The sequence below is a fragment of the Rhizomicrobium electricum genome (assembly GCF_011762045.1).
Classification (GTDB): domain Bacteria; phylum Pseudomonadota; class Alphaproteobacteria; order Micropepsales; family Micropepsaceae; genus Rhizomicrobium; species Rhizomicrobium electricum.
Genome location: NZ_JAASQS010000009.1, coordinates 306,466 through 333,019, shown reverse-complemented (window position 1 = coordinate 333,019; position 26,554 = coordinate 306,466). Strand labels below are relative to the sequence as shown.

23 protein-coding genes are annotated in these 26,554 nt (G+C 57.1%); 10 read left to right on the top strand and 13 right to left on the bottom strand.

The features are described from left to right. Positions 1-681: 681 nt before the first annotated feature. From FHS84_RS18700 to FHS84_RS18655, 10 genes are all read left to right on the top strand, one after another. Positions 682-2,490, top strand: coding sequence for a DEAD/DEAH box helicase family protein (locus tag FHS84_RS18700; protein WP_243851182.1), 1,809 nt, complete (start codon positions 682-684; stop codon positions 2,488-2,490). After that, the gene (locus tag FHS84_RS18695; protein ID WP_166937043.1) at positions 2,480-2,677 is read left to right on the top strand and encodes a CxC ATPase DNA modification system associated small protein; all 198 of its coding nucleotides are present in this window, start codon (positions 2,480-2,482) and stop codon (positions 2,675-2,677) included. Before FHS84_RS18700 ends, FHS84_RS18695 begins: the two co-directional genes overlap by 11 nt. Further along, a complete protein-coding gene (locus tag FHS84_RS18690; protein ID WP_166937042.1) occupies positions 2,667-4,646 on the top strand; it encodes an AAA family ATPase in 1,980 nt (659 codons plus the stop codon). Before FHS84_RS18695 ends, FHS84_RS18690 begins: the two co-directional genes overlap by 11 nt. After that, on the top strand, positions 4,643-5,137 hold the full coding sequence (locus FHS84_RS18685; protein ID WP_166937041.1) for a hypothetical protein: 495 nt from the start codon (positions 4,643-4,645) through the stop codon (positions 5,135-5,137). Before FHS84_RS18690 ends, FHS84_RS18685 begins: the two co-directional genes overlap by 4 nt. 98 nt (positions 5,138-5,235) lie before the next feature. After that, a complete protein-coding gene (gene dndB / locus FHS84_RS18680; protein WP_166937040.1) occupies positions 5,236-6,348 on the top strand; it encodes a DNA sulfur modification protein DndB in 1,113 nt (370 codons plus the stop codon). 3 nt (positions 6,349-6,351) lie between these two features. Next, positions 6,352-7,767, top strand: coding sequence for a DNA phosphorothioation system sulfurtransferase DndC (dndC, locus tag FHS84_RS18675; RefSeq protein ID WP_166937039.1), 1,416 nt, complete (start codon positions 6,352-6,354; stop codon positions 7,765-7,767). After that, positions 7,764-9,773, top strand: coding sequence for a DNA sulfur modification protein DndD (dndD, locus tag FHS84_RS18670; protein ID WP_166937038.1), 2,010 nt, complete (start codon positions 7,764-7,766; stop codon positions 9,771-9,773). The genes dndC and dndD overlap by 4 nt, the downstream gene beginning before the upstream one ends. Next, positions 9,760-10,137: a DNA sulfur modification protein DndE gene (gene dndE, locus FHS84_RS23155; protein ID WP_166937037.1), complete on the top strand. Its 378-nt coding sequence runs from the start codon at positions 9,760-9,762 to the stop codon at positions 10,135-10,137. The genes dndD and dndE overlap by 14 nt, the downstream gene beginning before the upstream one ends. A 7-nt stretch (positions 10,138-10,144) precedes the next feature. Further along, positions 10,145-11,311: a cysteine desulfurase family protein gene (locus tag FHS84_RS18660; protein ID WP_208393960.1), complete on the top strand. Its 1,167-nt coding sequence runs from the start codon at positions 10,145-10,147 to the stop codon at positions 11,309-11,311. A gap of 18 nt (positions 11,312-11,329) precedes the next feature. After that, on the top strand, positions 11,330-13,969 hold the full coding sequence (locus tag FHS84_RS18655; protein WP_166937036.1) for a sigma factor-like helix-turn-helix DNA-binding protein: 2,640 nt from the start codon (positions 11,330-11,332) through the stop codon (positions 13,967-13,969). A gap of 249 nt (positions 13,970-14,218) precedes the next feature. Here the strand turns inward: FHS84_RS18655 and FHS84_RS18650 are convergent, their stop codons facing one another. The 13 genes from FHS84_RS18650 to nifH all read right to left on the bottom strand — a co-directional run bounded on the left by FHS84_RS18650 (position 14,219) and on the right by nifH (position 26,410). Further along, a complete protein-coding gene (locus FHS84_RS18650) occupies positions 14,219-14,965 on the bottom strand; it encodes a hypothetical protein (RefSeq protein WP_208393959.1) in 747 nt (248 codons plus the stop codon). A 1,455-nt stretch (positions 14,966-16,420) separates the two neighbouring features. Next, positions 16,421-16,741, bottom strand: coding sequence for a nitrogenase-stabilizing/protective protein NifW (locus FHS84_RS18645; RefSeq protein WP_166937035.1), 321 nt, complete (start codon positions 16,739-16,741; stop codon positions 16,421-16,423). Continuing rightward, positions 16,738-17,880, bottom strand: coding sequence for a homocitrate synthase (gene nifV / locus FHS84_RS18640; protein ID WP_166937034.1), 1,143 nt, complete (start codon positions 17,878-17,880; stop codon positions 16,738-16,740). Before nifV ends, FHS84_RS18645 begins: the two co-directional genes overlap by 4 nt. Next, positions 17,877-18,170, bottom strand: a complete 294-nt coding sequence (locus FHS84_RS18635; protein WP_208393958.1) for a NifU family protein — start codon at positions 18,168-18,170, stop codon at positions 17,877-17,879. Before FHS84_RS18635 ends, nifV begins: the two co-directional genes overlap by 4 nt. A 2-nt stretch (positions 18,171-18,172) precedes the next feature. Next, positions 18,173-18,487 (bottom strand): HesB/IscA family protein, encoded by a 315-nt coding sequence (locus FHS84_RS18630; RefSeq protein WP_208393965.1) that lies wholly within the window; start codon positions 18,485-18,487, stop codon positions 18,173-18,175. Between the two features lie 138 nt (positions 18,488-18,625). Continuing rightward, positions 18,626-18,919 (bottom strand): ferredoxin III, nif-specific, encoded by a 294-nt coding sequence (fdxB, locus tag FHS84_RS18625; RefSeq protein WP_166937032.1) that lies wholly within the window; start codon positions 18,917-18,919, stop codon positions 18,626-18,628. 11 nt (positions 18,920-18,930) lie between these two features. Further along, complete coding sequence (locus FHS84_RS18620) at positions 18,931-19,356, bottom strand: NifX-associated nitrogen fixation protein (protein WP_208393957.1); 426 nt, start codon at positions 19,354-19,356, stop codon at positions 18,931-18,933. A 7-nt stretch (positions 19,357-19,363) separates the two neighbouring features. Further along, positions 19,364-19,831, bottom strand: a complete 468-nt coding sequence (gene nifX / locus FHS84_RS18615) for a nitrogen fixation protein NifX (protein ID WP_166937031.1) — start codon at positions 19,829-19,831, stop codon at positions 19,364-19,366. Continuing rightward, entirely contained in the window at positions 19,809-21,128 is a 1,320-nt protein-coding gene (gene nifN, locus FHS84_RS18610; RefSeq protein WP_166937030.1) for a nitrogenase iron-molybdenum cofactor biosynthesis protein NifN, read from the bottom strand. The genes nifX and nifN overlap by 23 nt, the downstream gene beginning before the upstream one ends. A 1-nt stretch (position 21,129) precedes the next feature. Beyond that, complete coding sequence (gene nifE, locus FHS84_RS18605; protein WP_166937029.1) at positions 21,130-22,509, bottom strand: nitrogenase iron-molybdenum cofactor biosynthesis protein NifE; 1,380 nt, start codon at positions 22,507-22,509, stop codon at positions 21,130-21,132. 5 nt (positions 22,510-22,514) lie between these two features. After that, the gene (gene nifK / locus FHS84_RS18600) at positions 22,515-24,041 is read right to left on the bottom strand and encodes a nitrogenase molybdenum-iron protein subunit beta (RefSeq protein ID WP_166937028.1); all 1,527 of its coding nucleotides are present in this window, start codon (positions 24,039-24,041) and stop codon (positions 22,515-22,517) included. Positions 24,042-24,046: 5 nt separating this feature from the next. Continuing rightward, positions 24,047-25,501, bottom strand: a complete 1,455-nt coding sequence (gene nifD / locus FHS84_RS18595) for a nitrogenase molybdenum-iron protein alpha chain (RefSeq protein WP_166937027.1) — start codon at positions 25,499-25,501, stop codon at positions 24,047-24,049. A gap of 30 nt (positions 25,502-25,531) precedes the next feature. Continuing rightward, a complete protein-coding gene (gene nifH / locus FHS84_RS18590; protein WP_166937026.1) occupies positions 25,532-26,410 on the bottom strand; it encodes a nitrogenase iron protein in 879 nt (292 codons plus the stop codon). Positions 26,411-26,554 lie beyond the last annotated feature (144 nt).

The following is a 26,554-nucleotide window of genomic DNA, read 5'->3' as shown; positions in this document are numbered from 1 at the left end:
ACGCGCGCGGGTCCCTCCGTGGCCTGTCGAACAGCACCTACAAGGGGGTCATTATTGGGCGCGTAACTGGGGTCACGGTTGGAAGCGATTTGACAACATGAAGGGCGGGCGACCAGCTCTACTCGCTGAAAATTGGTCCCGAAAAAAACAGAAGTAGGGGCTACCCGCTCGTGGGAGAGGCATAGGCCCGGAGGTATCTCCGGGCCTTTTCTATTGCGAAATCGGCACCCAATGCGCATCAATTTGAGAATCACTCGCATCACTCTCGCGGGCCTGACGCGGTGTTGGCCTCGAGACCAACAAAGGTAGCCACCACCAGCGCGAGCCAGCGGAGCGCGGCATACTGTCCTGACCACTTAAGTAACTGTCCTGTTTCGTGCGGCAGGTAGTACCTGGCCGGGCTGTCACCTATTGGTTGCGCAGCGAATTGCGATAATGATCCTCGATTCGAGGGCTATCGGGCTCTCCGCTTGAGAGGTTATCGCAGCAATGAGTCGGGATCTGAACAGTAACGATCCTCCAATTAGTCTTCGATTTGCTAGACCCCACTATCGGAGCGGTAAGGCATCTCTCGCTACAGAGTTTTTCGCACCCTGCCTCCAAAATTGTTCACTCTATCGGCGTGCCGCAGGTTACTTCTCGAGCTCAGCTCTTATCACTTGGGTAGCTGCCCTCCCGCGGTTGGCACAATCGAATGACGTATCGATAAAGGTAATCGCTTCACACAAGTTGTCGCGAGAAGATATTGAAGTCCTCAGCCAGATTGCAGACCCGGACCAACGCCGTGGACACGAGCAGGTCATACTTGAGAAGATCATCGACGAAATTGTTCATTTCGCCGAAGAGCCATCGGATCTAGCTACCCGAGCAAAGATATTTGCGTGGCTCCTGGCCAACAAGAAAATGGAGATTAGGTTTGCATTCGCAAACCACGTTGAGGATGCCGGAATCTTCCACGAAAAGATTGGCATTTTTAACTTTCCATCAGGGCACGCGTTAGCTTTCACCGGTTCTGCCAACGAAACAATTTCCGGCCATGAGCGGAATTATGAATCGGTTGACGTATACCGTACTTGGATGCCAGGCGAACTGGAGAGAGTAGAAATAAAAATCGAGCAGTTCGACGAAGCCTGGAATAATGAAGCAAAGGGGTTAAGTGTAAGAAGGCTAACTTCTAAGTCAGTCGAAAGGCTTGAAGCGATTGCGCCCGACGTGTGCCCCTCAACAATACATTCGAAACTCGAGTTCGAGGATGAGCCGGATCAAAACGAAGACCCTGCGCGATGGCGCCATCAGGACGAGGCCGTCTCAAAATTTCTCGAGGCGCGCGCGGGAATTCTGGAGATGGCGACAGGTACAGGAAAGACCCGCACAGCTCTGAAGATACTGTCCCACCTTAGTGAAGCAGGCGATATAGACAGCGCCATAGTTGCGACCGACGGCACAGATCTGCTTTCGCAGTGGGGACTGGAGCTAGACGAGTGGGTTCGAAAATCTCGGTCTGACTTCATTGTGTACAAGCACTTTGGGACATTTCACGAGCTTGGAAATTATGTTCTTGATCCAAAGCGCGCGATCCTCGTGATTTCCAGGCAACAGTTGGACAAGGCTCTTGAACGTCTGGACCCAACGCGTCGAGCTTCCACAATCATCATCCACGACGAAGTGCACGGTTTGGGTGTGCCGAGTTTGATACAGTCCCTAGCCGGACAGCACCAGTCATTTGGATACAGGCTGGGTTTAAGCGCCACTCCCGAGCGAGCCTACGACGCTGAAGGTAATAAATTTATCGAAAACGAAATCGGCAAGACGCTGTTCGACTTCCCACTAGAAAAGGCCATTGCAAGAGGTGTTCTGTGCGAGTTCGACTACACGCCTCTCGACTACGATCTGACGGAAGATGATCGGTTGAGATTGCGGCAAGTTTATTCCCGCCAAGCGGCGAGGGCGAATTCGTCCAACCCAATGTCCAACGAGGAGCTCTGGACTGAACTTTCGAAGGTTTACAAGACCGCCGAGATGAAGCCGTTGGTGTTTGCGCGCTTCTTGCAGAGTGACCAGTCCATACTGGACAGTTGTGTCATCTTTGTCGAAACCCGAGAATACGGCGCGCGGCTGTTGGAAATACTCCACCGCTACACGCACCTTTACAGAACTTATTATGCCGACGACGAGCAAGAGCATCTTCTGGAATTTGCACGCGGGCAGATTTCGTGTCTCATAACGTGCCACCGCATCTCACAGGGAATCGACATTCGCGCACTGAAGAGCGTGATTTTGCTTTCGTCCGCGCGCTCCAAGCTTGAGACCATTCAGCGTATCGGAAGGTGTTTGCGGGTCGATCCGCATAACCCTGGCAAGAGAGCGCGTGTGCTGGACTTTGTCCGACCGGACAAAGAAGAAGATCTTTTCCCAAACGCGGATCAGGAACGCGCTGAATGGCTCGGAAAAATCTCTAAGTCTCGAAGGGGGGACCACAATGCCGCTTGATCCGGAGCTGGAACGGGCTGTTCGAGAAGTCGTCGCCAATAAATCGCAGCCTTCTGCGGTATCGCAGCGTCTCATCGCTTGGCTCAAGCAGCTCAGTACCGGCGATGTTCAAGCCGCCGATAATGCAAGGCATTTGAATGACGTGTGTAGTGCACTCAAGCTTGAAGGCCGGGAACATGAAGATTGAGCTGCGTGGCTGGTCAAGTGAAGGCCTTAGGTGCCCTGATGTAGCGGTGGATTTGCTTGCGCATGGGGAGATTCCTCCGGTGAGCTTAATCCAGATGCCGAACGGAACTGGAAAAACCACTACGCTTGAATTGCTCAGGGCAACTCTTGACGGCGGAGCAAAGCAGTGGGCTCCTGCTGACGTCCGGCGTTTTCAGCGCCCGCATGATACCTCTGCTCGTGGGAGCTTCAAGGTTGACCTCTTGGTCGACGAACGCCCGCTTACGTTCGAACTCATCCTGGACTACACGGAGGGGCAGGCATTTTATCGAACGACAGATCCTGCTACGGGCGGAGTAAAGTCCGGATACCACCCACCGCCGCAGGTCTATCCGTTTCTTCGTAGTCAGTTCATCAATTTGTTCGTATTTGACGGGGAATTTGCTGGCAGACTGCTGGATGTAGGCAAATCCGAAGCGGAAAAGGCCATCGATGCGTTGTGTCAGTTGTATCTCCTAAACGACGTCGCAGAGACTGCAGACGACGCCTGGAAACGAGCTGCACGGGGGGGGAATCCGAGAACCACGACTGGGTTAGCCGGTTGGGAACGAGCGCAAACACGGATCGCCACACGGATTACACAAATTGAAACAGCTCAGTCGCAGTCGAAAGGTGAGTTGGAGGGGCTAAAGCTTCGGATTGAAAAACTGAAAGAAGTCATTGCGACCCATATGGCTCGAAGCACGAGCGACAACACGGAATATGAAAGCGCTCAACGGGCGTTAGCAGATAGTGAAAAGCGAGTTGAAGCCCTCACGGGCGAGTTAATGCAGTTTGTCCGGCGACCAGATGTCTTGCATTCTCAAATCGCAACGTCCCTGCAAATGCTTAAGAGTAATTTGGATAGTTTGAAACTTCCGGAGAATACGTCCGCGCAGTTTTTTCAAGATTTGCTGCGCGAGGATACTTGTATTTGCGGCCGAGAGATGAACGAGAAAGCGCGGACCGAAATCACCGTGCGCTCGAAAGATTATCTTGGCGCTGAAGAGAATGGGCTGATCAATGCGATGAAGACTGACATTGATAAGTTCATTCCCTGCACTGGAGCATTTGAGCCGGATGTTCGATTAGCTAGTTGTATTAAGGCGCTCGGCGATGCCGTTAGAGATAGGCAGAGAGCCACTGGTACGGTTAGCGCTCTTCGCCAAAAACGTATCGAGCAGGGTGATGATAAGCTGCTCGAATGGCAAACAGAACTTCAAAACAAAACTGCAGAGATCAAGGAAATCGAAAACGTACTTAAAGAGATCTCTGCGCCCGCTGACGATTCCGAAGATACGGAAAAGACGTTTTCGCTGGCCTTACTTAGAAAGCGACTGGCGGAGGCAAACCGCAAAGTTTCGGAGATTACAGAAACTGTAACGATTCATCGGCAAACAGAGTTGTTGAAGGATATTGTCTCAGAGGCGCGAGAGCTTGCTCGAAATCGTATCCGAGGAATCGTCCTTACGGAGTGTAACAACAGGCTAAACAAAGTACTTGCACACGACCCGGTGCAGCTCGAAAGGATCGATCGCTCTCTGCATCTGGCGCATCAAGCTGGCGCGAGCGTGGGACAAACGCTTGCGGTTGGCTATATATTCCTCATGACTGTGTTGGAGCGAGGTCAAAATAAGTTTCCGCTGATAGTGGACAGTCCGGCCGGGCCGCTAGACGCAGGCCGTCGTCGAGCAATCGGTGAATTGCTCCCAAAACTGACAAGCCAATTTGTCGGTCTCGTGATTTCGGTTGAAAAACTCGGTTTCGTTTCTTCGCTCGAGGGTAGCGCGTCAAAAGTCAAATATCTGACCGTGTTCCGAAAGACCCCAGGGACTAAGCAATGGGTCGACGCGTTGCCGGAAAAGGGGGTCGCGCAATCAAACAACGCGGCCATTGTAGAAGGCAGAGACTATTTCAACGAATTTGATTTGGTAGAGGAGGCGCATTTATGAATTTTCGGCTCCGAACAGATGCAAAAAAGTGGTTCTCAGAAGTTTCTGGAAGATCTCCGTTCAAAACAGCGTTTGATGTTTTCTATTTTTGCCTGATCGCCGGCTTGGTGTCAGGAAGGCATAACGAGCTAGGGCAAAGCGAGAACTCATCGTATGAGATCACCGATAACTTTACAGAAGAATTTCGGGCTCAAAGAAACTTGATTATCGGACTCCTCATATTGGCCGATTTGAGGGCGCACGGGATTGATGTCCATGAAAAACAATCTGTGCGAAACACGATTCAAAGTCTGCTTGATCCCCACACGCAGACCGGCCTTAGTGACCTCGGTGTTCGGCTGATGAATGAGTACTCCAGCGGCGGCTGCGACTATTTGGCTGAAAGGCGCGCGAAGCCATTCCTGGCTGAAGAGTTTTTGCGGGATTTTGTTCAGTTGGTGGATTCGGCTGTGACCTCCGGTCCTCTGGTGGGGGATCTGGCCGTCAACTGATCTGGAGTCTGCCAAAAACCGCTTAAACGTCCAAGGCTTAGTCGATTGACTTCCAAACAGGCACAGAATAACGTCCCTTCACCTATGAGGAGGGGCGGGTGGAAGGAAATACCTACGACTTCACTGCAATTCGTGGAGTGCAGGCCGGCGCGGCATATTACGTCATTATGGTTCCGCTAAAGGTCGTCCCGAAGCTCTTTCGGTTTGACGACGAGTCTGTGCCAGCCTCTTTGCGCGCACAGAGGGTGCTTAACTCGGCGCGAGTGCCTGCAATAGCGCGCTACATCACCGAAAATCCCGCCGAGTACATCTTATCTTCGTTGTGTGCGTCGGTTGACGGGATGATGGAGTTCGAGCCTGTTCAGGCGGGTGGCGCGTTGAAGTCGGTCGGTAAATTGAGAATCGCAATGTCCGCGACAATTCTCATTAATGATGGCCAACACAGGCGGGCTGCGATCGAGGAAGCGCTTCGCGGCCGTCCTGCGCTAAGCGATGAATCAATATCGGTTGTTGTGTTCGCCGATCGTGGCCTTAAACGCTCTCAGCAGATGTTTGCCGATCTAAATATCCATGCTGTGCGGCCGACAAAGTCGATCAAACTGCTCTACGATCACAGGGATTCTCTTGCTGCCCTATCGCGTGATGTAGTTAACGCCATTCCCCTATTTCGCGACTTTACCGATCTGGAACATACGAGCATTTCCAACCGGTCGATGAAGTTCTTTACGTTGAGTAGTTTGCACCAAGGAATGTGCGAGCTTCTTGGAAAAGGGAAGAGCGATACCGCGTCTGCTTCGGATCGGAAGTTGGCGATTGAGTTTTGGACCGAAGTCATAAAAAACATGCCGGATTGGCAGCGCGTGGCTACGCGGGATGTGACCGCGGCTGAACTTCGTCGAGACTACATTCATGCTCATGGTGTGGCGGTCCAGGCGATTGCCATCGCAGGTGCAAGGCTTGTTAGTGAGCGACCCAAGGATTGGGCAAAGGCTCTTACTAAACTTCGTCATATAGACTGGTCGCGATCGAACCGAGCGCTTTGGGATGGACGCGCGTTGGTCGCGGGTAAAGTCAACAAATCACGAAACAACGTGATCCTAGTTAGTAACGTGATTGTTCGAGCTATAGGGCTTCCGCTCGATGTTGAGGCCAAGCGGTTGGAGACGCTTTACGGGGGCGGCCACCAGCGGAAATTGCGGGCGGCGAGTTAGGCTATGACATCTCAAGCGAAATTGACTAAAGAATGGCTTGCTGAGCGATATCGCGAGATTCAGCGGGTGTACTTATCTGATAACCGTCCGTGGGTTGTCGGTTACAGTGGCGGTAAAGACTCGACCTGCGCTTTGCAGTTGGTTTGGACAGCGCTTGGCCAGCTCGCTCCATCACTGAGGCAAAAGCCGGTTCATGTGATTAGCTCGGACACTCTAGTAGAAACACCTGTAATCGTCCGATACATAGATGAAACGTTGCAGCGAATTGGCAACGCGGCAAAACGCGATCGGCTACCCTTCAATACAGAGAAGGTGAAGCCGACGATTGACCGTACGTTTTGGGTGAACCTGATCGGACGAGGTTATCCCGCTCCGTCGAGAAGATTTAGATGGTGCACAGAGCGCCTCAAAATTGAGCCAGCCGATGCCTTTATCAAGGCGCGAGTTGCAGAATTTGGCGAAGTGGTTGTTGTTTTGGGCGTTCGCTCGTCTGAGAGTGCTACGCGCGCACAAGTCATGTCGCTGCATCGCATTGAGGGTTCGGCACTTTCACGCCACTCATCATTGTTGAACGCGTTTGTCTACGCGCCGATTGAGTCGTTCACTGTCGACGATGTGTGGACGTACCTACTTCAAAACCAATCCCCTTGGGGGAATGACAATCGCGATCTAGTTGCGATGTATCGAAACGCTCAGGCGGGTGAGTGTCCTCTGGTGGTAGACAAAACCACACCGAGTTGTGGAAATTCGCGATTCGGTTGTTGGGTGTGTACTGTCGTTGAGCGCGACAAGTCGATGGAAGCGCTAATTGACTCCGGAGAGGAGTGGTTAGAGCCTCTTCTGGAATTCCGAGACTTACTTTCCAGCACACAGGATCCAGAAAGAAAGCGTCAGTTTAGGGAGTTCAGGCGTCGAAGCGGACAGGTAGCGTTCATTGGCGACAGCGATACTCCGGTGCCGGGCCCGTATAAACTGGAGTTTTGCAAAGAGCTACTTCACAAACTGTTGCTTGCGCAGGTCGAAGTGCAAAGGCGAGCTCCGGCAGGAGAAGCGCCGACGTTGATAAACGACGCCGAGCTTCGAGAGATTAGGCGCTTGTGGCGTCTCGAGCGGGGAGATTGGGCAGATACCGTCCCAAAAATCGTGAAGGAGGCGTTGGGACACGAGATCGAATGGATTACCGAGGATTCTGTGTCATTTACTGCCGATGATGCGTCGCTGCTTAACCGAATCTGTGAAAAACATGCCGTGCCGACCGATTTGGTTGTGCAGTTGCTTGATGTTGAGCGCTCTGCCCACGGGCTGAAGCGTCGCCATGCTGTGCACACGAGAATTGAAGAGATACTCCGCCAGGAATGGCGTGATCTCGACACCTTAATTGCAGAGCGCCGCACTCAGAAGGCGACGGAAGAAAAATGATACTCCGAAATATCAAAGTTTCGAATTTTGGGCTCTTCGCAGGAGCTCATGAGATCGATTTGACCCCTCGAAAGTCTCATGGGAAAGTGAGCCCTATCGTACTAATTGGTGGCCAGAACGGGGCGGGCAAAACGACGCTCTTGGACGCAGTTCGCCTTGCGCTCTACGGCCGCCGCGCACTTGGACCAAGAGTGGGACAGGCAGAGTACGAAAGCTACCTAAGAAGTATGATTCATCGTAGGGAGCATGTCCGCAGTGCTTCAGTTGGAATTGAGTTCGACTATGCGGAAGCTGGCGAAGTGCATAGCTACCGCGTAGAGCGTGAGTGGAGCATCCGCGGTAAATCACTCGCTGAGGCGTTGCTGTTGGAGAAGGACAACTTCATTCTTACTTCTGTTCCGAAAGAGGAGTGGCATCTATTCCTTCAAGAACTGATTCCTCCCGGGTTGTCGCAACTTTTCTTTTTTGATGGCGAGAAGATCAGGGAAATTGCCGACGGTGAGCACGAGAATGAACAGCTCGCAGAGTCGGTTCGCGGCTTGCTCGGCATTGAGTTGGTTAGTCGTCTGCGAACTGATTTAGGACTTTTCTTGGCTCGGCACCAAAAGGGGACGGGCGGCGCGACTGCGACGAGGCTGGAGCAGTTGCTGAAAGATATCGACGGGCTAGACCGGCAATGCGCCGAGATTGCGGATATCATCGCGGACCTGCAAACCAAAAAGGACACAGAGGCGCGTGTCGCCGAACAGATAAAGCGCCGCTTTGTTGCGGAAGGCGGTGACGTTGCCGCTAAGCGCGGCCGCCTTGAGGTCGAAAAGGTCGAGGTGCAGCGTCAAATTGCGACGGTCACGAATGAACTGAGGGAACTCGCGAATGGGCTCCTCCCTTTCTCATTTGCTCCGCGTTTGGTTTCGAGCTTTGAAGAACAGTTGAGGGCGTCAGGGCCTTCAGAAGATCGTGCGGTGTTCACGAAACATTTCATGTCAAGCATTGATGTTTGGAAACGACGATCAAAACCAAAGAGAGACGCAAATTGGTCAGAACGTCACTGGTCAGACTTGAAGCGCTTTATAAATGCTTGGTCCGTCGGTGGCGCAGGAAATTCGGCTACTTGCCCCGCATTTCGGGAAGTGGGGGATGGAGCATCAGCTATAGCTCGGCTTTCCGAAGTGGATCAACTCGCACGTCCGCGGGCAGTAAAGCTTGGCGGGGAATTGGAAACTCTGGTGAACCGTCTTAACCGCTTGGACGCATCGCTATTGCGAGCAGACAATGCAGCCGCAGGCGATTTGCTAGATGACCTTCGCTTGGCTGAAAAGAACCTAGGGGCGACCGAGGCCCTTTTGATCACCCGCCAAAACGAATTGAAAGTACTTCGAGGTCAACAAGTCACTGCCGAGCGAGAGCGCAACAAATTGCTCGAAGTTCAACAACAATCAGCCGCTACGGACCGGAAATCGGAGTTGGCCGCGCGTACGGCGCGGTCGCTTGAGGAGTACGAGAACAGTTTACTTGCTCAAAAACTCTCCCAGCTTCAGGCTGAGTTTGTGCGCTGCTTCAATAAGTTGGTGCGTAAGCAGGAATTTGTTGCGAATGTGAGGATCGACCCAAAGACCTTTATTGTTACGTTGATCGATCGTGCTGGAAATGAGGTGCCAAAAGCAAACCTTTCAGCCGGCGAAAAGCAAATCTATGCTATCGCCGTTCTGTGGGCGCTCGCCCGAACTAGCGGGCGGCCTCTCCCCATGATTATTGATACGCCGCTGGCGCGTTTAGACTCGGAACACCGGCGAAATTTGGTGGAATCGTATTTTCCTGCGGCGAGTCATCAGGTGGTCCTCCTTTCGACAGATACTGAGGTCGATGTGTCTTTGGTCAAGAGCCTGAGGGATGCCGTCTCTCACAGCTTCAGGCTCGACTATGATCCAGGCCAACGGTCGACCGCTATTTCTGCCGGCTACTTTGGCGACGAACCCGTGAGAGGCACGCGTCATGCAGTACAGTAAGCTCAAAATCTCCGCTGATGCGACGAGCAAGCTGCGCAGTCTACGGCAGCGTACAGGTCTGACGCCAAACCTGCTTTGTAGGATGGCGATAATGATTTCCCTCGAGGAGGGATCCGTTCGCGGCACACCTGTGCCCGATGAGAACGGGTCTGAGTTCAACGCGTATACGTTGACAGGGGAATACGGGTCGCTGTTTGCAGCGCTATTAAGGTGGCGAGAGGAAGGTCCAAATCCTAAGAAGCCGATTAGCAACGATGAGCTTCTGCGGATGCTTCGTATTCACATAGCGCGGGGCGTAGGTAGTCTTTCGGTCCGCGTGAAATCACCGCTTGATCTTCTCCAACTAGTTCCGCACGAGGGATGAGTGCTATATGGTGAATGTGAGCCGCCCGATCTATCTTGATCATAATGCTACAACGCCGATCGATTCGTGTGTGCTTGAGGCGATGATGCCATTCCTGACTGGCTCCTTCGGCAATCCGTCGAGCATAGAGCACGAGCACGGACATGAAGCCGCTGTGGCAGTTGATCGTGCCCGGGAGCAAGTAGCGTCAGTAATTGGTGCGCAAACTAGTGAGATCGTATTCACTGGCAGTTGCACTGAAGCCAACAATCTCGCGATTCTCGGTGTTGCAAGGGGTGCCCCCAAGAAGGGGCACATTATTACATCGCAAATCGAACATCCTGCTGTTTTGGAGCCAGTTCGAGCTCTTGAAAGAGAGGGGTGGCGAGTGACTTATTTGCCAGTTTGTGATCAGGGATTAGTATCGCCGGATAGCGTGGCAGAAGCGATTTCAACCGATACCGTCCTCGTTTCCGTCATGGGCGCGAACAACGAGGTAGGTACGGTACAGCCCATTAGGAAAATTGGCACGATTTGCACTGAGCGTGGCGTGCTGTTCCATAGCGATTTGGCGCAGTGCGTTGCCTATGAAAATTTCGACGTCAAGCGTGACGGATTGCATTTGGCCAGTCTGTCCGCACACAAGGCGTACGGCCCAAAAGGTGTTGGAGCGTTGTATGTACGGTCAAGAAATCCCCGCGTCCGCGTTGCGCCGATCATGTTCGGCGGTGGCCAAGAACGCGGTATTCGGTCCGGTACATTGAATGTTGCAGGCATTGTGGGGATGGGGATGGCCTGTGCGATTGCTCGAAAATCTGGCGCTCAAGAGGGTGCCAGATTGCGCAAGATGTCGAGTACCTTTCTTGGCATCGTCCAAAATGCGTTTCCAAATGCCCGGCTCAATGGGCATCCAACCTTGCGATTGGCTAACAGTCTATCAATATCAATTGACGGCGTTGAGCCATTAGCTCTCATTCGAAAATTGAGGGGCCAGATTAGCTTTTCCGCGTCTTCCGCTTGCGCGACAAGCAAAGTGCAAACATCTCCCGTCTTAATGGCAATGTTTGGGGACACTGCGCGGGCGCGCCAAGCGTTTCGAATTTCGTCAGGCCGCGACACGAATGAGACAGAATACCTGGAAGCTGCTCGGGCCATAGTTGAGGCAGCGAATGAACTACAGAGGGCTGCTGCTTAGGGGATTGGCACTGGGGCCATGGGGCAGGGGAAGAACCATCGGAACCAACTTGATTGGTCGATACAGGAAGTCGTCGAGATTTCCGACGTTTCCGTGCGGTTAAGAAACGCCATTAAGTTGTCCAAGGACAGATTGCCTTACAGGACGGTGCGAGAATTTCTCTGTGCCGGGCCTAGCGCTTCCGAACAATTTCTCCGGCTGCAACATCTCGGACGCAAGACTGCAAACGAACTTGATTTGATCCTACGTTCTTTTGCGGTCCAAAACAGCCTAAATAGTCCGGTCGATGTGTCGCGCACTCACAGTGAGCGCGCCCAGGTTCGTTTGCGTGGAAGCCTAATAAGGCTGTTTTCTAAATTGACCTTTCCCCAAGTTGTTGCAGCCTTTCCAAGCTCAACGAGACTTACGAATTCGTTGCGATCAGATGTGCTCGATAGGCGACCGTTTTCGGAGGTTCTTCGCGATCCGGCCCCAATCTACTCCGAACTACGTGCGCTGCCCAATATCGGACGTACTTCGATACAAGAGCTCCACGCGCTCCTGCGGAAGGCCGTAGAGAGGTTCATACAGACACGGGAGCGCTCAGCGCCGCTAGTCAAGGTAGCGGTCGCGGTCATTATGGATGACGTGGGCGTATCTGAAGAGCAAGTGCCGGCGTTATTGTCGTTGGCGCAAGGCCAACCGTTCCGTCAAGGAGCTGCTTTTGCGGAGCATGACGGACGGTGTCTTAGTGATCTAGTGCTTGACTTTTTAGCGGAACTTAATCCGCGGACTAGAACTGTGATCGAGAGGCGGTATGGCATCGCTCAAGTCGAACGCGAGACACTTGAGCAAATTGCGGCTACATGGAGTGTTACACGCGAGCGCATACGCCAGATCGAAGCACGGGGATTGCGCGAATTAGCATATCCATCTCGGTTGCGGCCGATTAAAGATGCCCTCAATCGCGAAGCACCAGGACAAGTGGCCGTAGCGTTTGCCGGCGCAGTCGCTATACATGAAACCGTGGGTTCACGGCTTTTTAAGCGCCTCCCGCCGACGACACGTCTTGCGATCGATATCGTTTACCACTCGGCAGCAAAGGGTGCTGTCGAGCAACTGTTTTTCCGTCAATATTGTACTCAATGGAAGAATGGTTGGTTGCTAAAGGGCCGCCCCGTCAAAGAGCTGAATCAGGTGCTGGCTGTGGTAAAGTCGCGATTGAGACATCGCCCTCTACCTGTGGCTCTGGACGAGTTGTTCGAAGGCGTTGACCGTGGCCTTGGGACAACGGCTGTTGAGCTCGGGACCGGCGCAAGGCTGAAGGAGGGGTATATTTCCCTTGATCGTTTTGGGATTCGGCGATCCCGGATGATTAGGTTGCATTCGCGGCTCTCGGACATGGGCGGGGTCCAAGAAATTCGTGATCTATTGGCTCAACACCACAGGGCGTTTCCGTCCGACTTGTGCTCAGTACGGGATGCCGAAATCGTGATGGCTGGTGCGCCACATTTGTTTTTGCGCGTGGTCGACGAAAGCTGGCGAGCGATAGGACCGGCTGCCGCCGCCTCAGCCGCACGAAATGAGGACGCGGCAAACGAGACAGAGGAGTTTGACGCGGACCCGTTCATCAGTTGGGAGGAAGAAGCGAACGTCCGCAGCGTTATACGCAGTGCTCTGGCAGAGAATGGTCCGCAACGCTTTGTCGATCTAAGAGCAATTTGCGCCGATCGACTCTGCGGGCAATCCGTCAGTAGTGTGGGCCCGATTCTTCTTACATCTGGATCCTTTGTAAGGCCGTTGCCTGGGATCTATGCCTTGCCGGAGCAGTTACCCACAAGCGCAATACTTCCTTTTGACCCTCCCAAGTTCCTCCTGTCGGAGGAACAGGCAAAGTGGTTGGCAATGGCTCGACATAGTGGTGAGCCGTTCGGACTATTTCCGTTATGGTCACCCGCAGCCGAGTACGCACTTTGCCGGTGGGCTCAGACGAACGCGACTCGGTCAGTATTCCGATCATTGCTGGCAGTATCCACTATCGCCGATTGGCCGGTATCGAGCGAAACGCGTGAGCACTGGCGTAATTTGCAGCGCAATGAAGCATTGTTTCAGCTGGATTTCTTGCCAAGATATCCGCTCTCGGAGCTCTTGCCGCCGCTAGACCGAGTGCTTGCTGCGGCGATGTACGTCCAGTGTCGTGACAGAATCAGTTGGATTTCTGCAAACCGCATTTTAAAAAGACGGCTAGACGCGAGCGTTTCCGCGGGATTACTCGCTCTGATGACCGTTTGCGGTGCGGTCCAGCCGTCGTCTCACTGGCAGGGAATACATGAACCTGGACCTGCGTTGAGCGCGATTATCCAAAGATTGTCGGGAATTCTACATAGGGCGGGTTATCTCGACTGGGGTTCGTCTGACGGGAAAGCGTTCGTTGAAGAAATAACGCGGGAATTCAAGAGGCATCTTGGAGGGTGGGTCGATCAGATGTCCGCCGAGCAAGTGCTCGCCAGTGCCCAGGCTGATCACCTAACGACGTTGGTCCCTACTTTGGACGAAGAAGAGCCGGTGAGTGCTCTTGAATCGCTACTTCAGGAGCACAGGCGAAAATCCGAGAAAATGGCAATGGGATCTACGATTTTTTCGCTTACCGAAATGGCGCGCGAGAACCGAGGTAATTGAAATGGCCCGCTATAAAGATGTCCAGGAATACGTTCGAGCGACGGACGGATTTGTGCCAAAATCCTGTTGGATAGCTGAAGTGTTATCTGAGCACGGCTTGACGAGGAGCGTAGCGCCGAATCGACGTGATGGCGCTCCCAGGTTACATCCATGTCCAGAAAAAAAACGTCCAGCGATCGAGCGGGCTCTTAGGCATTTTGGGACAATTAAATAGCCTCACGATCGTGCAGCGCCATTGCTTGGAGACTTTTACCAGCGTGGTTCAGCCTGATATGCGACCAGTTTGACGACCTTGGTTGCGTCGCCACGATTTTGATATCGGCCGATTAAGCTGCCGGGCTCGCTGTCGGAGACCTCGTTCACGCGGAACATATGCCACTTCTTGTCTTTCGCTGGTGATAGTCGGTAGGTCCGGCCATTAGCTCGGCAAAACCAGTGTGTGGACCCGCGTATCTGGGTCCAATTGCAGTCGGCCCCAGAGATCAGACGCTGCTCCCGCTCGGCGCGTTCTTCTTCCAATTTCTTCGCGTAAGCGAGCTGGCGCTCCTCCCGTAAACGCCTTTCCTCTTGCTCAATATAATCGCGTAGAGCGCCAATGATGGCGGGCAGCTCGGTTCCAGCTGCCTTTTCCGTTGCATATAGTGCAAGGCACCCGTCACGGAGATCTTCGTCCGGAAATCGGAAAAACTCGTCTTCCTCAAATGCCCGGAGGCGCTGCGTGACGTCTGTGACCGTCAATGGTGGTCCAGGTAGTCCATTTAGGAAGTCCTTCAAGTCCTCCGCCGGTGTCCAAGTTCCCACAGCCGACTTAAGTAGTGCTTCGCGTTGAGGGTTCCATTTGGTCCAATAGGAACTTCCACGGTCAATCTTCCGCACGATTTCCTGCGAAAGCTGGATCAGCGAATGCGTGTCGCGAATATGGCGGAGCGAAGGGCTTTTCACATATTCAAATAGTAGATGCCTAACGATCCCTATCCGCTCGTCCTCTTCCATCATCACGTCCCTCTGTTATGCACCAAAATCGCGCGGGATCGACCATTTTTGGATCGCATCTGGAACGCGCTCCCAGGGTATTTGGGCGCGCCGATGCGGATCGGCAGGGGTCTCGGCAGACGAGGGCACGGTGAATGTGGTCGGATGCCCGCCACAGCTTGCACAGCGTAGGGCTGCGAAAATGATTTCAGCCGGCCGATCTGCTCCGAACCGGTCGACAAAGTATGACATCGGCAAGGCCACAGATCGTGCACAGGGCAGGGGACAACGCGCCCAGAGCCAGCCGTCCGGGGCTCGGTCAGCCATGTCTCCGACGGTACAATCTCTGTAGGGGCGAGTTGTCATCGTACCCAATTTGAGCAGGGAGCCATCCCGGAGTCGACCGCAATCCCATAACGAAACTCTGGCCCGAATGAGGGTTGGCGCGCGGTGTCTGCGGCGAGGGTGCAAAGCCCCTTGGGTAGCGAGTGGTAGTGAGCGGATCTCCCGAGGGAGCAGCGAATGGTAGTGGCTTGTGTGGTCCGCCCGGCTCGCCTGCCTGCCCCACCTCGCGCCGCATAGTAGTGAAACGGAGGTGGGTGCAGCCCCAGTGACGGGAACTGGAGGTCGGTTTTGGTGGTGAACTGGTAGTGAGCGACGACGTGCAGCAGCCACAGTCTTCGGAACTGGGGGTCGGAAATTCCGGGACTTGGGGTCGGCATGCTCCCAATTGGGGGCAATCTGGTAGTGGTTTTGGTAGTGACTTTGGTCTTGAATCGTACCTGTTCTGGTCTTTTTGGTGCAGTTTCGGCCCAATAAAATCAGGCACTTACAAAACTAGCCGTTTCCTGGGGGACTGGGGGTCGAGAGTTCAAATCTCTCCGCTCCGACCATTTAGTCCAAGGTGTTTCGCCAAAAATCTCAACGGCACCAGAGGCTTTTCTCTCCTGTATGGGACTCGCGTCTGTGATTTCTCCCTCCGCTCATGGCGCCTTGCCCCCCTTGAGGAGCGCCAGCGCGGGACGGTTGGCGGCTGTTACTGCTCCCGCCCTGAGCACGTCGTCGGCCACGGCGATATAAACTTCGGTCGTGCGGAAATCGCTGTGGCCGGCAAGGGCCTGGGCGGCGATTGGCCCTCCGGTTAGCGCGACTTGCGTGATGAACGCGGCGTGAAGGTCGTGCCAACGCCATTTTTTCCATGCGTTTCCCCGATCACCTTCATGGCATGTCGCCAACACCCGCGAGGGTTTTTGACGCTTCGCCAGGGCTCGGCCGCCTAGTTCGAGATATAAATATGTCCTGAGGAAATAGGACCGCCCTGAAGGCGGTTTCTGTTGGCTATCGCGAGTTCGCTTGAAAATCCCTCGGTAATGCGAAGTCCGCGCGGATTGTAAAGGAAATGAAAGGAGCCTCCCGCGTCGTTTGTGACACAACCTCCAAGTCGCCGGGACCCATCGAGCGAGGCGGGCGCTCGCATTGTCACGGCCCGCGATGCCTTACTGCGGAGAGGGGGACGAACGCGCGTCCTATCCCGGCCAGCCTCGGAAATGCTCCTTTCCGTATTGCCGGGCCAGACAAGAAATCAGCATAGGCGCGTTCAAGTTGGTGACGGCAGAGGATGCGTTGCGCATCTGGCGCGAGACCATCCAGTCCCACAACGCCGGCGAGATTGTCGTGAAAGCGTTTCAGGATGTGCAGCCGGCACGCGGCCAGGATGCGCGGCTCGTAGGGAACGCCGAAATGGTTGAAGAAATCTTCGGCGCTGGACAGCCCATCCAGCTCTTTGGCCAGAGCGCTCATTGTGTTTCCTCTTCGCGGTGCGAGGCTTCGCGATAGAAGCGCATCAGTTCGGCGCTTTCGGGCGGATGCTTGGTATTCGTGGCGAAGGCGCGGACGCGGCCGAGAATGTCTTGCGCCAGCGTGTCGCTCAGTTCGAGACCGAGGTGGGCGTAGGCGTGGCGGACGGCGCTAACGCCGGAATGCTTGCCGAGAACCAGACGATGTTCGCGGCCCAGTTCCACCGGATCGACGCTCTGGTAATTGCTGCGATCGCGCAACAGGCCATGCACGTGGATACCGGATTCGTGGCTGAACACTTTGTCGCCGACGATACTTTTGCCATCCGCCACCGGGCGGCCCGACACTTCGGCAACCAGGCGCGAAATTTCCGGAAGCCGACGTGTCATCACGCCGGTGTCGCGATGATAAAGATGGTGGAGCGCCATTACGACCTCCTCCAGCGGCGCATTGCCGGCGCGCTCGCCGAGGCCGTTGACGGTGGTGTTGACGTGCGTGGCGCCGCCCAAGATGGCGGCCAGCGCATTGGCCGTCGCCAGCCCTAGGTCGTCGTGGGCGTGGATTTCGAGTTCGCAACCGAGCGCCGCTCGCAGACGCCGGAAAACGGCGTGGGTGGTGAAGGGGTCGAGAATGCCGAGCGTATCGGCAAAGCGGAAGCGCCGGGCGCCCGCGGCTTCGGCCGCTCGCGCCGCCGTAATGACGAAATCGAGATCGGCGCGGGAAGCATCCTCGCCACCGACGCAGACATCGAGCCCTGCGGCGCGGGCCAGCCGCACGACGCGATCGATCTCGCCGAGCGCCCAATCGCGGTTGCGACCGAGCTTGCGTTCGAGCTGCAGGTCGGAAACGGAGATCGACATATTGACCATGCCGACACCGGAAGTCTTCGCCGCTTCGAGATCGTCCTCGCGCATGCGGCACCAGGCGATCAGGCGTGCGTTCAGGCCCATGCCGCAGATGGCGCGGATATCGGCCTGTTCCTCCGCGCCCATGGCCGGAATGCCGATTTCGAGTTCCGGCACGCCGGCCGCATCCAGCGCGCGCGCGATGGCGAGCTTTTCGTTGCGCCGGAAGGCGACGCCGGCCGCCTGTTCGCCGTCGCGCAGCGTTGTGTCGTTGATGATGGCGGGCAGGGCATTCATGCCGCCACTTCCTTCCCGATCAGAGCCATAGCCGAGCGGGGCACGACTTTGAGCGGGTGTCCGATGGCATCGATGAGCCGCTTTCGCACGCCCGCCAATGTGACTGAGGCCAAAACGCAGCCGCTGCAGGCGCCCTTGAAGTCGACGACTACGATATCGCCCTCGACGGCCACCAGTTCGATGTCGCCGCCGTCGCGCTGTAGCACCGGCCGCAGATCTGCGATGGCCTTGGCGATCTCGGTTTCCAAGTCGACGGGGGCAGTGGGAATGTCTTCGACGGCACGATCCATGGTCAGCTCCCGCACGTCCCGCGCTTTCCGCATGCGCTGCAGCGCTCGGGCCCGTTGAAGATGAAACCGGTGGCGGCCGGCGTGTCGCAGAAATCGACTTCGGTGCCGTCGAGCAGCGGCTTGGAAACGGCGTCGACGAATACGATCAGGCCGTCGACATGGATCACCGCATCGTTTTCCCGCGCCACGGCTTCCAGGCCCATCTCGTACCGCAGGCCTTCGCAGCCGCTCGACGCTGCAATCCGGATGCCCCGGATGTCTTCGTCGTCGGCCTGAGCAATGACCCGCCGGATGGCTGCGACCGCATTGTCCGTCAGTGCGAGGATGATGACCTCCCGTTCCGCTGCATTACGGTCCTAGCAAAGCGCGCGCCAACCGGTTCCGGCTGGATTCCGGCCGGAAAGACGCGACACGACATGTCGGTTGTCGGGTTTGCGACATACGTCCTGTCGCATCTAGGCCGCTTCCAGAAGCGGTTCGGTGCCGTGTTTCTGGCAGGTCTTGGCGCAGACCCGCGAACAGGCGCCGCAGCCGATGCAGTCGCCGGGATTGGACACCGTCACGACATAGCGCTCGATGTCTTCCTCGTCCTCGGCGACATTGCCGTCCTCGTCGAGCGGCACCTGGGTGAGGACGTTCCGTCCGCACACCTTGAAACAGCGCCCGCAGCCGAGGCACTCGCTGCCTTCAATAGAAAGAAGATAAACGGGCTCCCACGGTGTGCCGGCCCTGGTCAGATGCTCACTCATACTCCCCTCCGTCAGTCCGCCGTGGCGGCTTGCTTGAATTTCTCGATCCAGGAAAGGCCGCCGTCGACCAGCGTCGCACCGGCGCTTTCCAGTTTTTCCAGGCTGGCGAACCCGAAGCGATGCACGTCGCGCAGCGTTCTCGACACCACCACCAAACGGCCCGCGATCAGCACGGCGCGCCCGAAGCCTTCGCCGGAAATCTGCAGCACGGGCGCGGCCATGATGCCGCTGCGTTTTTCGATCGCGAGCGCCACCGCGCCGTAGAACTGGCTGATCCGCGTCAGCACCGCCGGATCGGGATCGCCGATCAGCGGGACCGTTTTCTTGTCGACAATGAACGGCGCCAGAAGCGCGGCATCGGGCTTGCCGTCCCACAATCCGTAAACATCATGGGCGCGTACCTGCCGCACCAACTCCTCGCAAAACAGTCCGGTCACGCGCGCCTCATTCGTCCAGGAACGCGGTGGCGTTGTCGTGATAAAGCAGTTTGCGCATCCAGGGTGGCGGTGTGCCGGTCATCATGGTCTGGATCCGGCCGATGACGTCGGTGATGGCTTCCGGCGCGGGCAGCTTCAAGGGATAGACTTTGGCATTCACCACCCGTGCTGCTGCGACGCCGCCGATGGCGAGCGAGAACAGCATGGCGCAACCGGTGAGCGCCGCGACCTTGGCGCCGATGCGGTCGTCGCTTTCCGTGTCATCGATGTGATGGCCATCCTGGTTCGACACCTGGTCGAACTGTACCGCTTCGAGGAAGCGCGCGTCGGTCGGGCCCACCTCGTAGATCACGATGGCGGGCGCGCTGCCGAAATGCGAATCCACCCGATGCAGATCCTGGGTGGCGAACGCGATCTTGAGCGCTTTCGCGGCGGTGTCTTCCGGCTTGGCTTCAATGACTTGCAGTCGTCGCATGCATCCCTCCGTTGCCTGCAATGAACAGATTGCCGAGTTCGAAAATCAGATCGCGCGTGCCGCTGTAGCCGACCGAAAGCTGGTGCGCCGCACCGAGGCGATCGAAGTTAGGAAATCCGGCGCGGAAAAACGGAATGCCGAGGCGCTCCGCCACTCGCGCGCCATGCGAATGGGCGATCATGAGATCGCAGCCTGCCGCGCCGGTTTCGAGATCGTCGAGATCGCCGATGGTGACCGTCTTGGACGGAACCGCCGCGAGTGCGGGCGTTTGCGAGGTGGTCACGGCGGTCGTAATCGTGGCGCCCATGTCGTTGAGGAAGCACGACAGGCCGGTGAGCAAATCCGGTTCGGCGGCGATGGCGACCTTTTTCTCTCCGAAGAAGAAATGGCCATCCAGCATCGCGTCGATGAGTTGACTGCGCCGCCGCCGGATGGCCTGCGGCACGGGCCTTCTGGAAATCCGTGCCAACGCGGCTATGAAATTGTCCCACGGCAAAAGGCCGGTGAGGCGCGAGAACACGTCAACCGGAACGCCGCAGCGCGTCTCCAGCAACCGTGCAGCCGGTTCCATCTGCTGTCCCAGCGCCAGCGTGGCAACGGAGCGGCCCATGCCGCGAATGTCCTTAACGCTGGTGCCGCCCTGGGTGGTCGCGACGTATTCGTCTGCGACATGGCCATCGAGCGAGCCAGAAATATCCGGCAGGATGATCGGCGCGAGGCCGAAAGCCTCGATAGTGTCGCGGATTTCGTCGATATCGGCCGGCGTCAGATGGCATCCGGCGAGTACATTGACTTGGCGCAGATTGCGTCCCGGCAAGGGTTCGACCAACTGATCGATGGTCGCTTCCACCGCCGCCGCCCAGCCGTCCTGAAAGCCGCCTTTGTAATCGGGTGTGCGCGCATAGATCAGCGCGGTGCGGGCAAGCTCGGGATGGCGGGCGCGGATCGCCTTGAGATCGCCTTTGATGTCCTCGCCGCGGGCCTCGATCAGGCCGTTGGAGCAGATGCCGATCACGTCGGGATGGGCGCGTTCGACGATGTTGACGATCGCCTGTTCGAGATTGTCGGCACCGCCGAGAATGGTGGTGACCTCGCTCATGGCAGTGGTCTGGAACGGGATTGCCTCGCGGAAATGGCGTACCAAGAGGACCAGCGCGAAGGCGGTGCAGCCTTGGGCGGCGTGCAGCATCGGAAGACAGCGGTTAAGGCCCATGAACGCCGTCGCGCCGCCAAGCGGCTGGCTCATTTTGAGCGGATTGACGGTGACGTTCTTACCGTTGGCTTGGGCCGATGCCATGTCATTCCTCCCACGGCGGGGGCGTGCGAACCTGCGCCCAGATCGGATTGGTGAGTGCCTTGTGGATGCCTTTGAGGAAGGCGATGGTGCCGTCGTAGCCGGCATAAGCGGTGTGACGCTCCTGATTGGAATCCATCCACGGCGTTTTGGCTTTGAGCGCCACATATTGCGTGCGCCCGCCCGAAAGAAGGATATCGGCTTCGCCGGCCTTGAGCTTGGCGTACATCTCGCGCTGGGGCAGGGACTCCCACAATGTACCGCTATCGCCCAGCAACGCGGAAGCGCGGCGCTTGTCGTCGTCGGTCGCTTTGCGCACCGAAGTGCCGATCACTTGCATGCCGGCCCATTGCAGCGCCGCGATCATCGACCACGACTTGACGCCGCCGGAATAAAGCAGCGCCTTTTTGCCTTTGAGCGCGGGCAGGATGGGCGCCAGTACTTCGGCGACGCGGGCTTCCTCGCGGGCGATAAGGGCTTCGGTGCGTTTGAGCAGGCTCACGTCCGCGCCGCGGTCAACCAGCATTTTGGCGATCGTCCGCAGCGATTTGGAGGTTTCCGGAACGCCGTAGAACGAGCCTTCGAACCAGGGAATGCCCCAGCGCTCTTCCATCTTGCGCGCGACGTTGATCAGCGCCTGGCTGCACACCATCATGTTGACGCGGGCGCGATGGGCCTTGGTGACGTCGTGATAGCGCGCATCGCCGGTGATGGCGGCGAGAAGGCGGATGCCGAGACGTTTGAACAGCGGCGTGACGTTCCACAAATCGCCGGAAACGTTGTATTCGCCGAGAAGATTGATGTCGGTCGGCGTGGTGACGTCCGGCTCTTCGGTGCCGATGACGTACTCGAGCAGCACTTCGCCCGCGAGCTTGGTGCCGAAATTCTTCTTGCCGACAAAGCCGGGCGCGATCACCGGGATGACGGGCTTATGGAGGCGCTCCGTCGCGGCGGCGCAGACCTTGGCGATATCGTCGCCGATCATGGCGGTAACGCAGGTCTGATAAACGAAGACTGCCGGCGGATCGTAGCGCGCGACGATTTCCTTGATCGCCTTGTAAAGCTTTTTCTCGCCGCCATAGATGACGTCGAGCTCGGAAAGATCGGTGGTGAAGCCGGTGCGGTAGAGCATCGGGCCGGAGGACAGCGAATGGCGGCTGTCCCAGGAATTGCCTTCGCAGGCGATCGGCCCGTGCACCAGATGGGCGGCATCGGTGATCGGCTGCAGCACGATCTTGGCGCCGTCGAAGGCGCAACCGCCCGCCGCATTGCCCGGCGTTAGCGGCTTGCCGCCACAACCCTGTTTGCGCGCCTTGGGGTCCTTGGCGCGGTTGGTGGCGCAGGACGGCTCGTCAAACAGGTGTTGTAGCGTGTGCTGCAGCATCGACTTTACCGAACCATGTCGAACGAGATTCCCGTCTTGATGGTCTTGCGGTCGAGATCGTCGAGGATTTTGTCGAGGATCGTCACCAGGACGCGAATGGCGCCTTCATAACCCCACACCGGGAAGCGGTGATGGTGATGGCGGTCGAAGATCGGGAAGGTGAGGCGGATCAGCGGAATGCCGAGGTCGCGCTCGAAGATCTTGCCGTAGGTCGAGCCGATCACGTAGTCGCTGGGTTCGGTGGCGAGCAGCGAGCGCATTGCCCACAAATCCTTGCCGGCCCAGACTTGCGCCCGCGCGCCATAAGGACTGGTGGCGAGCAGCGCCTTCATCTCCGCGGCCCACTCGCTGTTGCCGTTGGTGGCAAGGCAGTGGACCGGCTCGCCGCCCATCTCCATGACGAAGCGCGTCATGCCGAGCACGAAATCGGGATCGCCGAAGATCGAATAGCTTTTGCCGTGCAGCCAGGCCGAGGAGTCCGCCATGGCATCGACCAGCCGGCCACGTTCCTTTTCCAGGCTGTCCGGGATCGGCTTGCCGGTGAGGTCCGAGATCTTCATCAGGAACTCGTCGGTGGCCCCAAGTCCGAGCGGATAATGGAACGAGGCATATTGCTGGCCTTTTTCCGCGACGAAGGCGCCAGCCTTTTCGGTGCAGTATTTCTGCATCGACACCGTTGCCTTGGCGTTGATCGCACCCCGCACCGTATCGAGCGGCGTGCCGCCGTCGAACATGCGATAGGTGCCGTCGGTCGGCGTATCGAACTGGTCGGACACGTCGGAGATGATGTCGTAGCCGATGTCGAAGGCATTCAGGATGCGCTTCAGCTCGCGGTTGTTGCCGACCGCAAAGCCGTCGAAGCCGGGAATGATGTTGATGCGCTCGTTCGGCTCGCGGGTTTTGCCTTCCCAGAGATAGGTGAAGACGCCCTTGATCACCGCGTCGTAGCCGTTGATGTGGCTGCCGACGAAGGACGGCGTATGGGCCTGGGCCACCGGGAAGTCCATCGGCACCGAGCCTTTTTCGCGCGCATTGGCGATGAAGGCGGAAAGATCGTCGCCGATGACTTCGGCGATGCAGGTGGTCGACACCACGATCATGTCGGGCTTGTAGACGGTGTAGGCGTTTGACAGGCCGTCAATCAGGTTCTGCATGCCGCCGAACACCGCCGCATCCTCGGTCATCGAGGTCGAGACGGCCGCGCACGGCTCCTTGAAGTGGCGCGCCAGATGCGAGCGGAAATAGGCGGTGCAGCCCTGGCTGCCGTGATTGAAGGCCAGCGTCTTGGCAAAACCGACAGTGGCGAACATGGCGCCCAAGGGCTGGCAGGCTTTGGCCGGATTGATGCACAAGGATTCGCGAGCGAGATTCTTTTCGCGATATTCCCAGCTCTTCGTGTAATCGAGCTGCTCCTGCACCTTGTCCGGCGGCACGCGGTTTTCCAAGGCGTGCTTGCGGGCGAAGAGTTCAAGATACTCCGGCTCGTTGAACAGCGAGGCGTGGTCGAGAATACGATCTGCGGATTGGGGCATGGGCGTTACTCGGCTTTCTTCCAGGGCGCCTTGGTCATGCCCCAGACGGGATTGTTGATGGCGAGATCCATGTCGCGGGCGAAGATCGCGAACCCGTCGTACCCATGGTACGGGCCGGAATAGTCCCACGAATGCATCTGGCGGAACGGAAAGCCGAGCTTCTGGGTGCCGTACTTTTCCTTGATGCCGGATCCGACCAGATCGGGCTTCAGCGCCTGCGCGAACCGCTCCAGTTCGAACTCGGAAGCGTCGTCGTACACCACCGTGCCGTCCTTGATGTATTTGGTGGTGCGCTGATAGTCGTCGTTGTGAGCGAACTCGTAGCCCGTCGCGATGACTTCCATGCCGAGGTCGCCATAGGCATCGGAGACGTGGCGGGGGCGCAGGCCGCCGACATAGAGCATGATCTTCTTGCCTTCGAGCCGCGGCTTGTACTTGGCAAGAATGGCGTCGATCATCGGCGTGTATTTGGCGATGACGCGTTCGGCGCCTTCCTTGATCTTGTCGTCGAACTGCTCGGCGATGGCGCGCAAGCTCTTGGCAATGCGGGTGGGACCGAAGAAATTGAACTCCAGCCACGGCACGCCGTACTTCTCTTCCATGTGTCGGCAGATGTAGTTCATCGAGCGGTAGCAGTGGATGAGATTGAGCTTGGCTTTGGGGCCGCGTTCCACTTCGGCGACCGAAGCATCGCCCGACCATTGGCCGATCACGCGAAGGCCCATTTCTTCGAGCAGGATGCGACTGGCCCAAGCGTCGCCGCCGATATTGTAATCGCCGACGATCATGACGTCGTAGGGGCCCGGCTCGAAGCTCGGGTCCTCCTTGTTTGCCGCAGGATCGATCAGGAAGTCGCGCATTACGTCGTTGGCGATGTGATGGCCGAGCGATTGCGACACGCCGCGGAAGCCTTCGCAGCGCACCGGCGCGATCGGCTTGCCGATCTCCTTGCTCTTGCGCTTGGCGACGGATTCGATGTCGTCGCCGATCAGACCGACCGGGCATTCGCTCATCACCGAGATGCCCTTGTTGAGCGGGAACATCGCCTCGATCTCGTCGATCACCTTGACCAGCTTCTTGTCGCCGCCGAAGACGATGTCCTTTTCCTGGTAGTCCGACGTGATCTGCATCACCACCCAGGAGTTCACGCCGGTGACCGCACCGCTGACGTAATTGCGGCGCTGACCCCAGGAGTACTGGCCGCAGCCGACCGGGCCGTGGCTGATGTGGACCATGTCCTTGATCGGTCCCCACACCACACCTTTGGCGCCGGCGTAAGCGCAACCGCGCACCGTCATTACGCCCGGAACGGACTTGATGTTCGACTTGACGCCGCAATCCGTATCGCCTTCGTTGAAGACGTTGAGATGCTTGCCGCGCTTCTTCGCGGTTTTCGGCGGGTATTCGGCCAGCACGTCGGCGATCATCTGCCGTCTGGCTGCTTTGGCTTCCGCTTCCATTGTTGATTTTCTCCTGGCGGTGAGCGGCGATTAGGCGACGGCTTTGTTCCTGGCCTGGCCGACGATGGTTTCGTCATCCGGCTTCAGGATGCCGAACTGCATCAGCATGTCTTCGAGTTCGTCCATCGACACCGGCGTCGGGATGGTGCCCTTGCCGCCGTTGGCATCGATCTTCTTAGCCAGCTTGCGGTATTCTTCGGCCTGGGCGCATTCGGGGTCGTATTCCAGCACCGTCATGCGGCGCAGTTCGGCGTGTTGCACGACATTGTCGCGCGGTACGAAATGGATCAGCTGGGTGCCCAGCTTCTTGGCCATCGCTTCCGACAGATCGAGTTCCTTGTCGGTCATGCGCGAGTTGCAGATGAGGCCCCCCAGTCGCACCGTGCCGTTGGCGGCGTATTTCAGAATGCCGCGCGAGATGTTGTTGGCGGCGTAGAGCGCCATCATCTCGCCCGACATCACGATGTAGATCTCTTGTGCCTTGTTCTCGCGGATCGGCATGGCGAAGCCGCCGCACACCACGTCGCCCAGCACGTCGTAGGAGACGTAGTCCACGCCCTCATAGGCGCCGTTTTCTTCGAGGAAGTTGATCGAGGTGATGACGCCGCGTCCGGCGCAGCCGACGCCCGGTTCCGGACCGCCGGATTCCACGCATTTGATGTCGCGGTAGCCGACCTTCAGCACATCCTCGAGTTCGAGGTCTTCGATCGAGCCGGCTTCGGCTGCGAGCGACAAGACGCTGTTCTGCGCCTTGGCGTGCAGGATCAGTCGCGTCGAATCCGCCTTCGGATCGCAGCCGACAATGAGAATCTTCCGCCCCAACTCGGCCAGCGCGGCGAGCGTGTTCTGGCTGGTGGTGGACTTTCCGATACCGCCTTTGCCGTAGAAGGCGATCTGACGCAATCCCATGATGCACTCCTCTGAATCTCGAACCCGAACCCAGAGGAGCAATCGCTGTGCCAGTTCTGCCGTCTGCGACGTTTGCGTCGCGAAGGGCGCAAATCTGGGCGATTTTGCGTTATCGCTGTCGGACAGGTGCTGCCGTTGTCGGGC

Coding starts and splice junctions, on each gene's coding strand:
- nifE (WP_166937029.1), bottom strand. CDS start 22,509: ATGCTGCAGCACACGCTACAACACCTGTTTGACGAGCCGTCCTGCGCC.
- fdxB (WP_166937032.1), bottom strand. CDS start 18,919: ATGAGTGAGCATCTGACCAGGGCCGGCACACCGTGGGAGCCCGTTTAT.
- nifX (WP_166937031.1), bottom strand. CDS start 19,831: ATGCGACGACTGCAAGTCATTGAAGCCAAGCCGGAAGACACCGCCGCG.
- FHS84_RS18655 (WP_166937036.1), top strand. CDS start 11,330: ATGGGGCAGGGGAAGAACCATCGGAACCAACTTGATTGGTCGATACAG.
- dndE (WP_166937037.1), top strand. CDS start 9,760: ATGCAGTACAGTAAGCTCAAAATCTCCGCTGATGCGACGAGCAAGCTG.
- FHS84_RS18635 (WP_208393958.1), bottom strand. CDS start 18,170: ATGGATCGTGCCGTCGAAGACATTCCCACTGCCCCCGTCGACTTGGAA.
- FHS84_RS18645 (WP_166937035.1), bottom strand. CDS start 16,741: ATGAGCGCTCTGGCCAAAGAGCTGGATGGGCTGTCCAGCGCCGAAGAT.
- FHS84_RS18685 (WP_166937041.1), top strand. CDS start 4,643: ATGAATTTTCGGCTCCGAACAGATGCAAAAAAGTGGTTCTCAGAAGTT.
- dndD (WP_166937038.1), top strand. CDS start 7,764: ATGATACTCCGAAATATCAAAGTTTCGAATTTTGGGCTCTTCGCAGGA.
- FHS84_RS18660 (WP_208393960.1), top strand. CDS start 10,145: ATGGTGAATGTGAGCCGCCCGATCTATCTTGATCATAATGCTACAACG.
- dndC (WP_166937039.1), top strand. CDS start 6,352: ATGACATCTCAAGCGAAATTGACTAAAGAATGGCTTGCTGAGCGATAT.
- FHS84_RS18695 (WP_166937043.1), top strand. CDS start 2,480: ATGCCGCTTGATCCGGAGCTGGAACGGGCTGTTCGAGAAGTCGTCGCC.
- nifK (WP_166937028.1), bottom strand. CDS start 24,041: ATGCCCCAATCCGCAGATCGTATTCTCGACCACGCCTCGCTGTTCAAC.
- nifD (WP_166937027.1), bottom strand. CDS start 25,501: ATGGAAGCGGAAGCCAAAGCAGCCAGACGGCAGATGATCGCCGACGTG.
- nifH (WP_166937026.1), bottom strand. CDS start 26,410: ATGGGATTGCGTCAGATCGCCTTCTACGGCAAAGGCGGTATCGGAAAG.
- nifN (WP_166937030.1), bottom strand. CDS start 21,128: ATGGCATCGGCCCAAGCCAACGGTAAGAACGTCACCGTCAATCCGCTC.
- FHS84_RS18650 (WP_208393959.1), bottom strand. CDS start 14,965: ATGATGGAAGAGGACGAGCGGATAGGGATCGTTAGGCATCTACTATTT.
- nifV (WP_166937034.1), bottom strand. CDS start 17,880: ATGAATGCCCTGCCCGCCATCATCAACGACACAACGCTGCGCGACGGC.
- FHS84_RS18690 (WP_166937042.1), top strand. CDS start 2,667: ATGAAGATTGAGCTGCGTGGCTGGTCAAGTGAAGGCCTTAGGTGCCCT.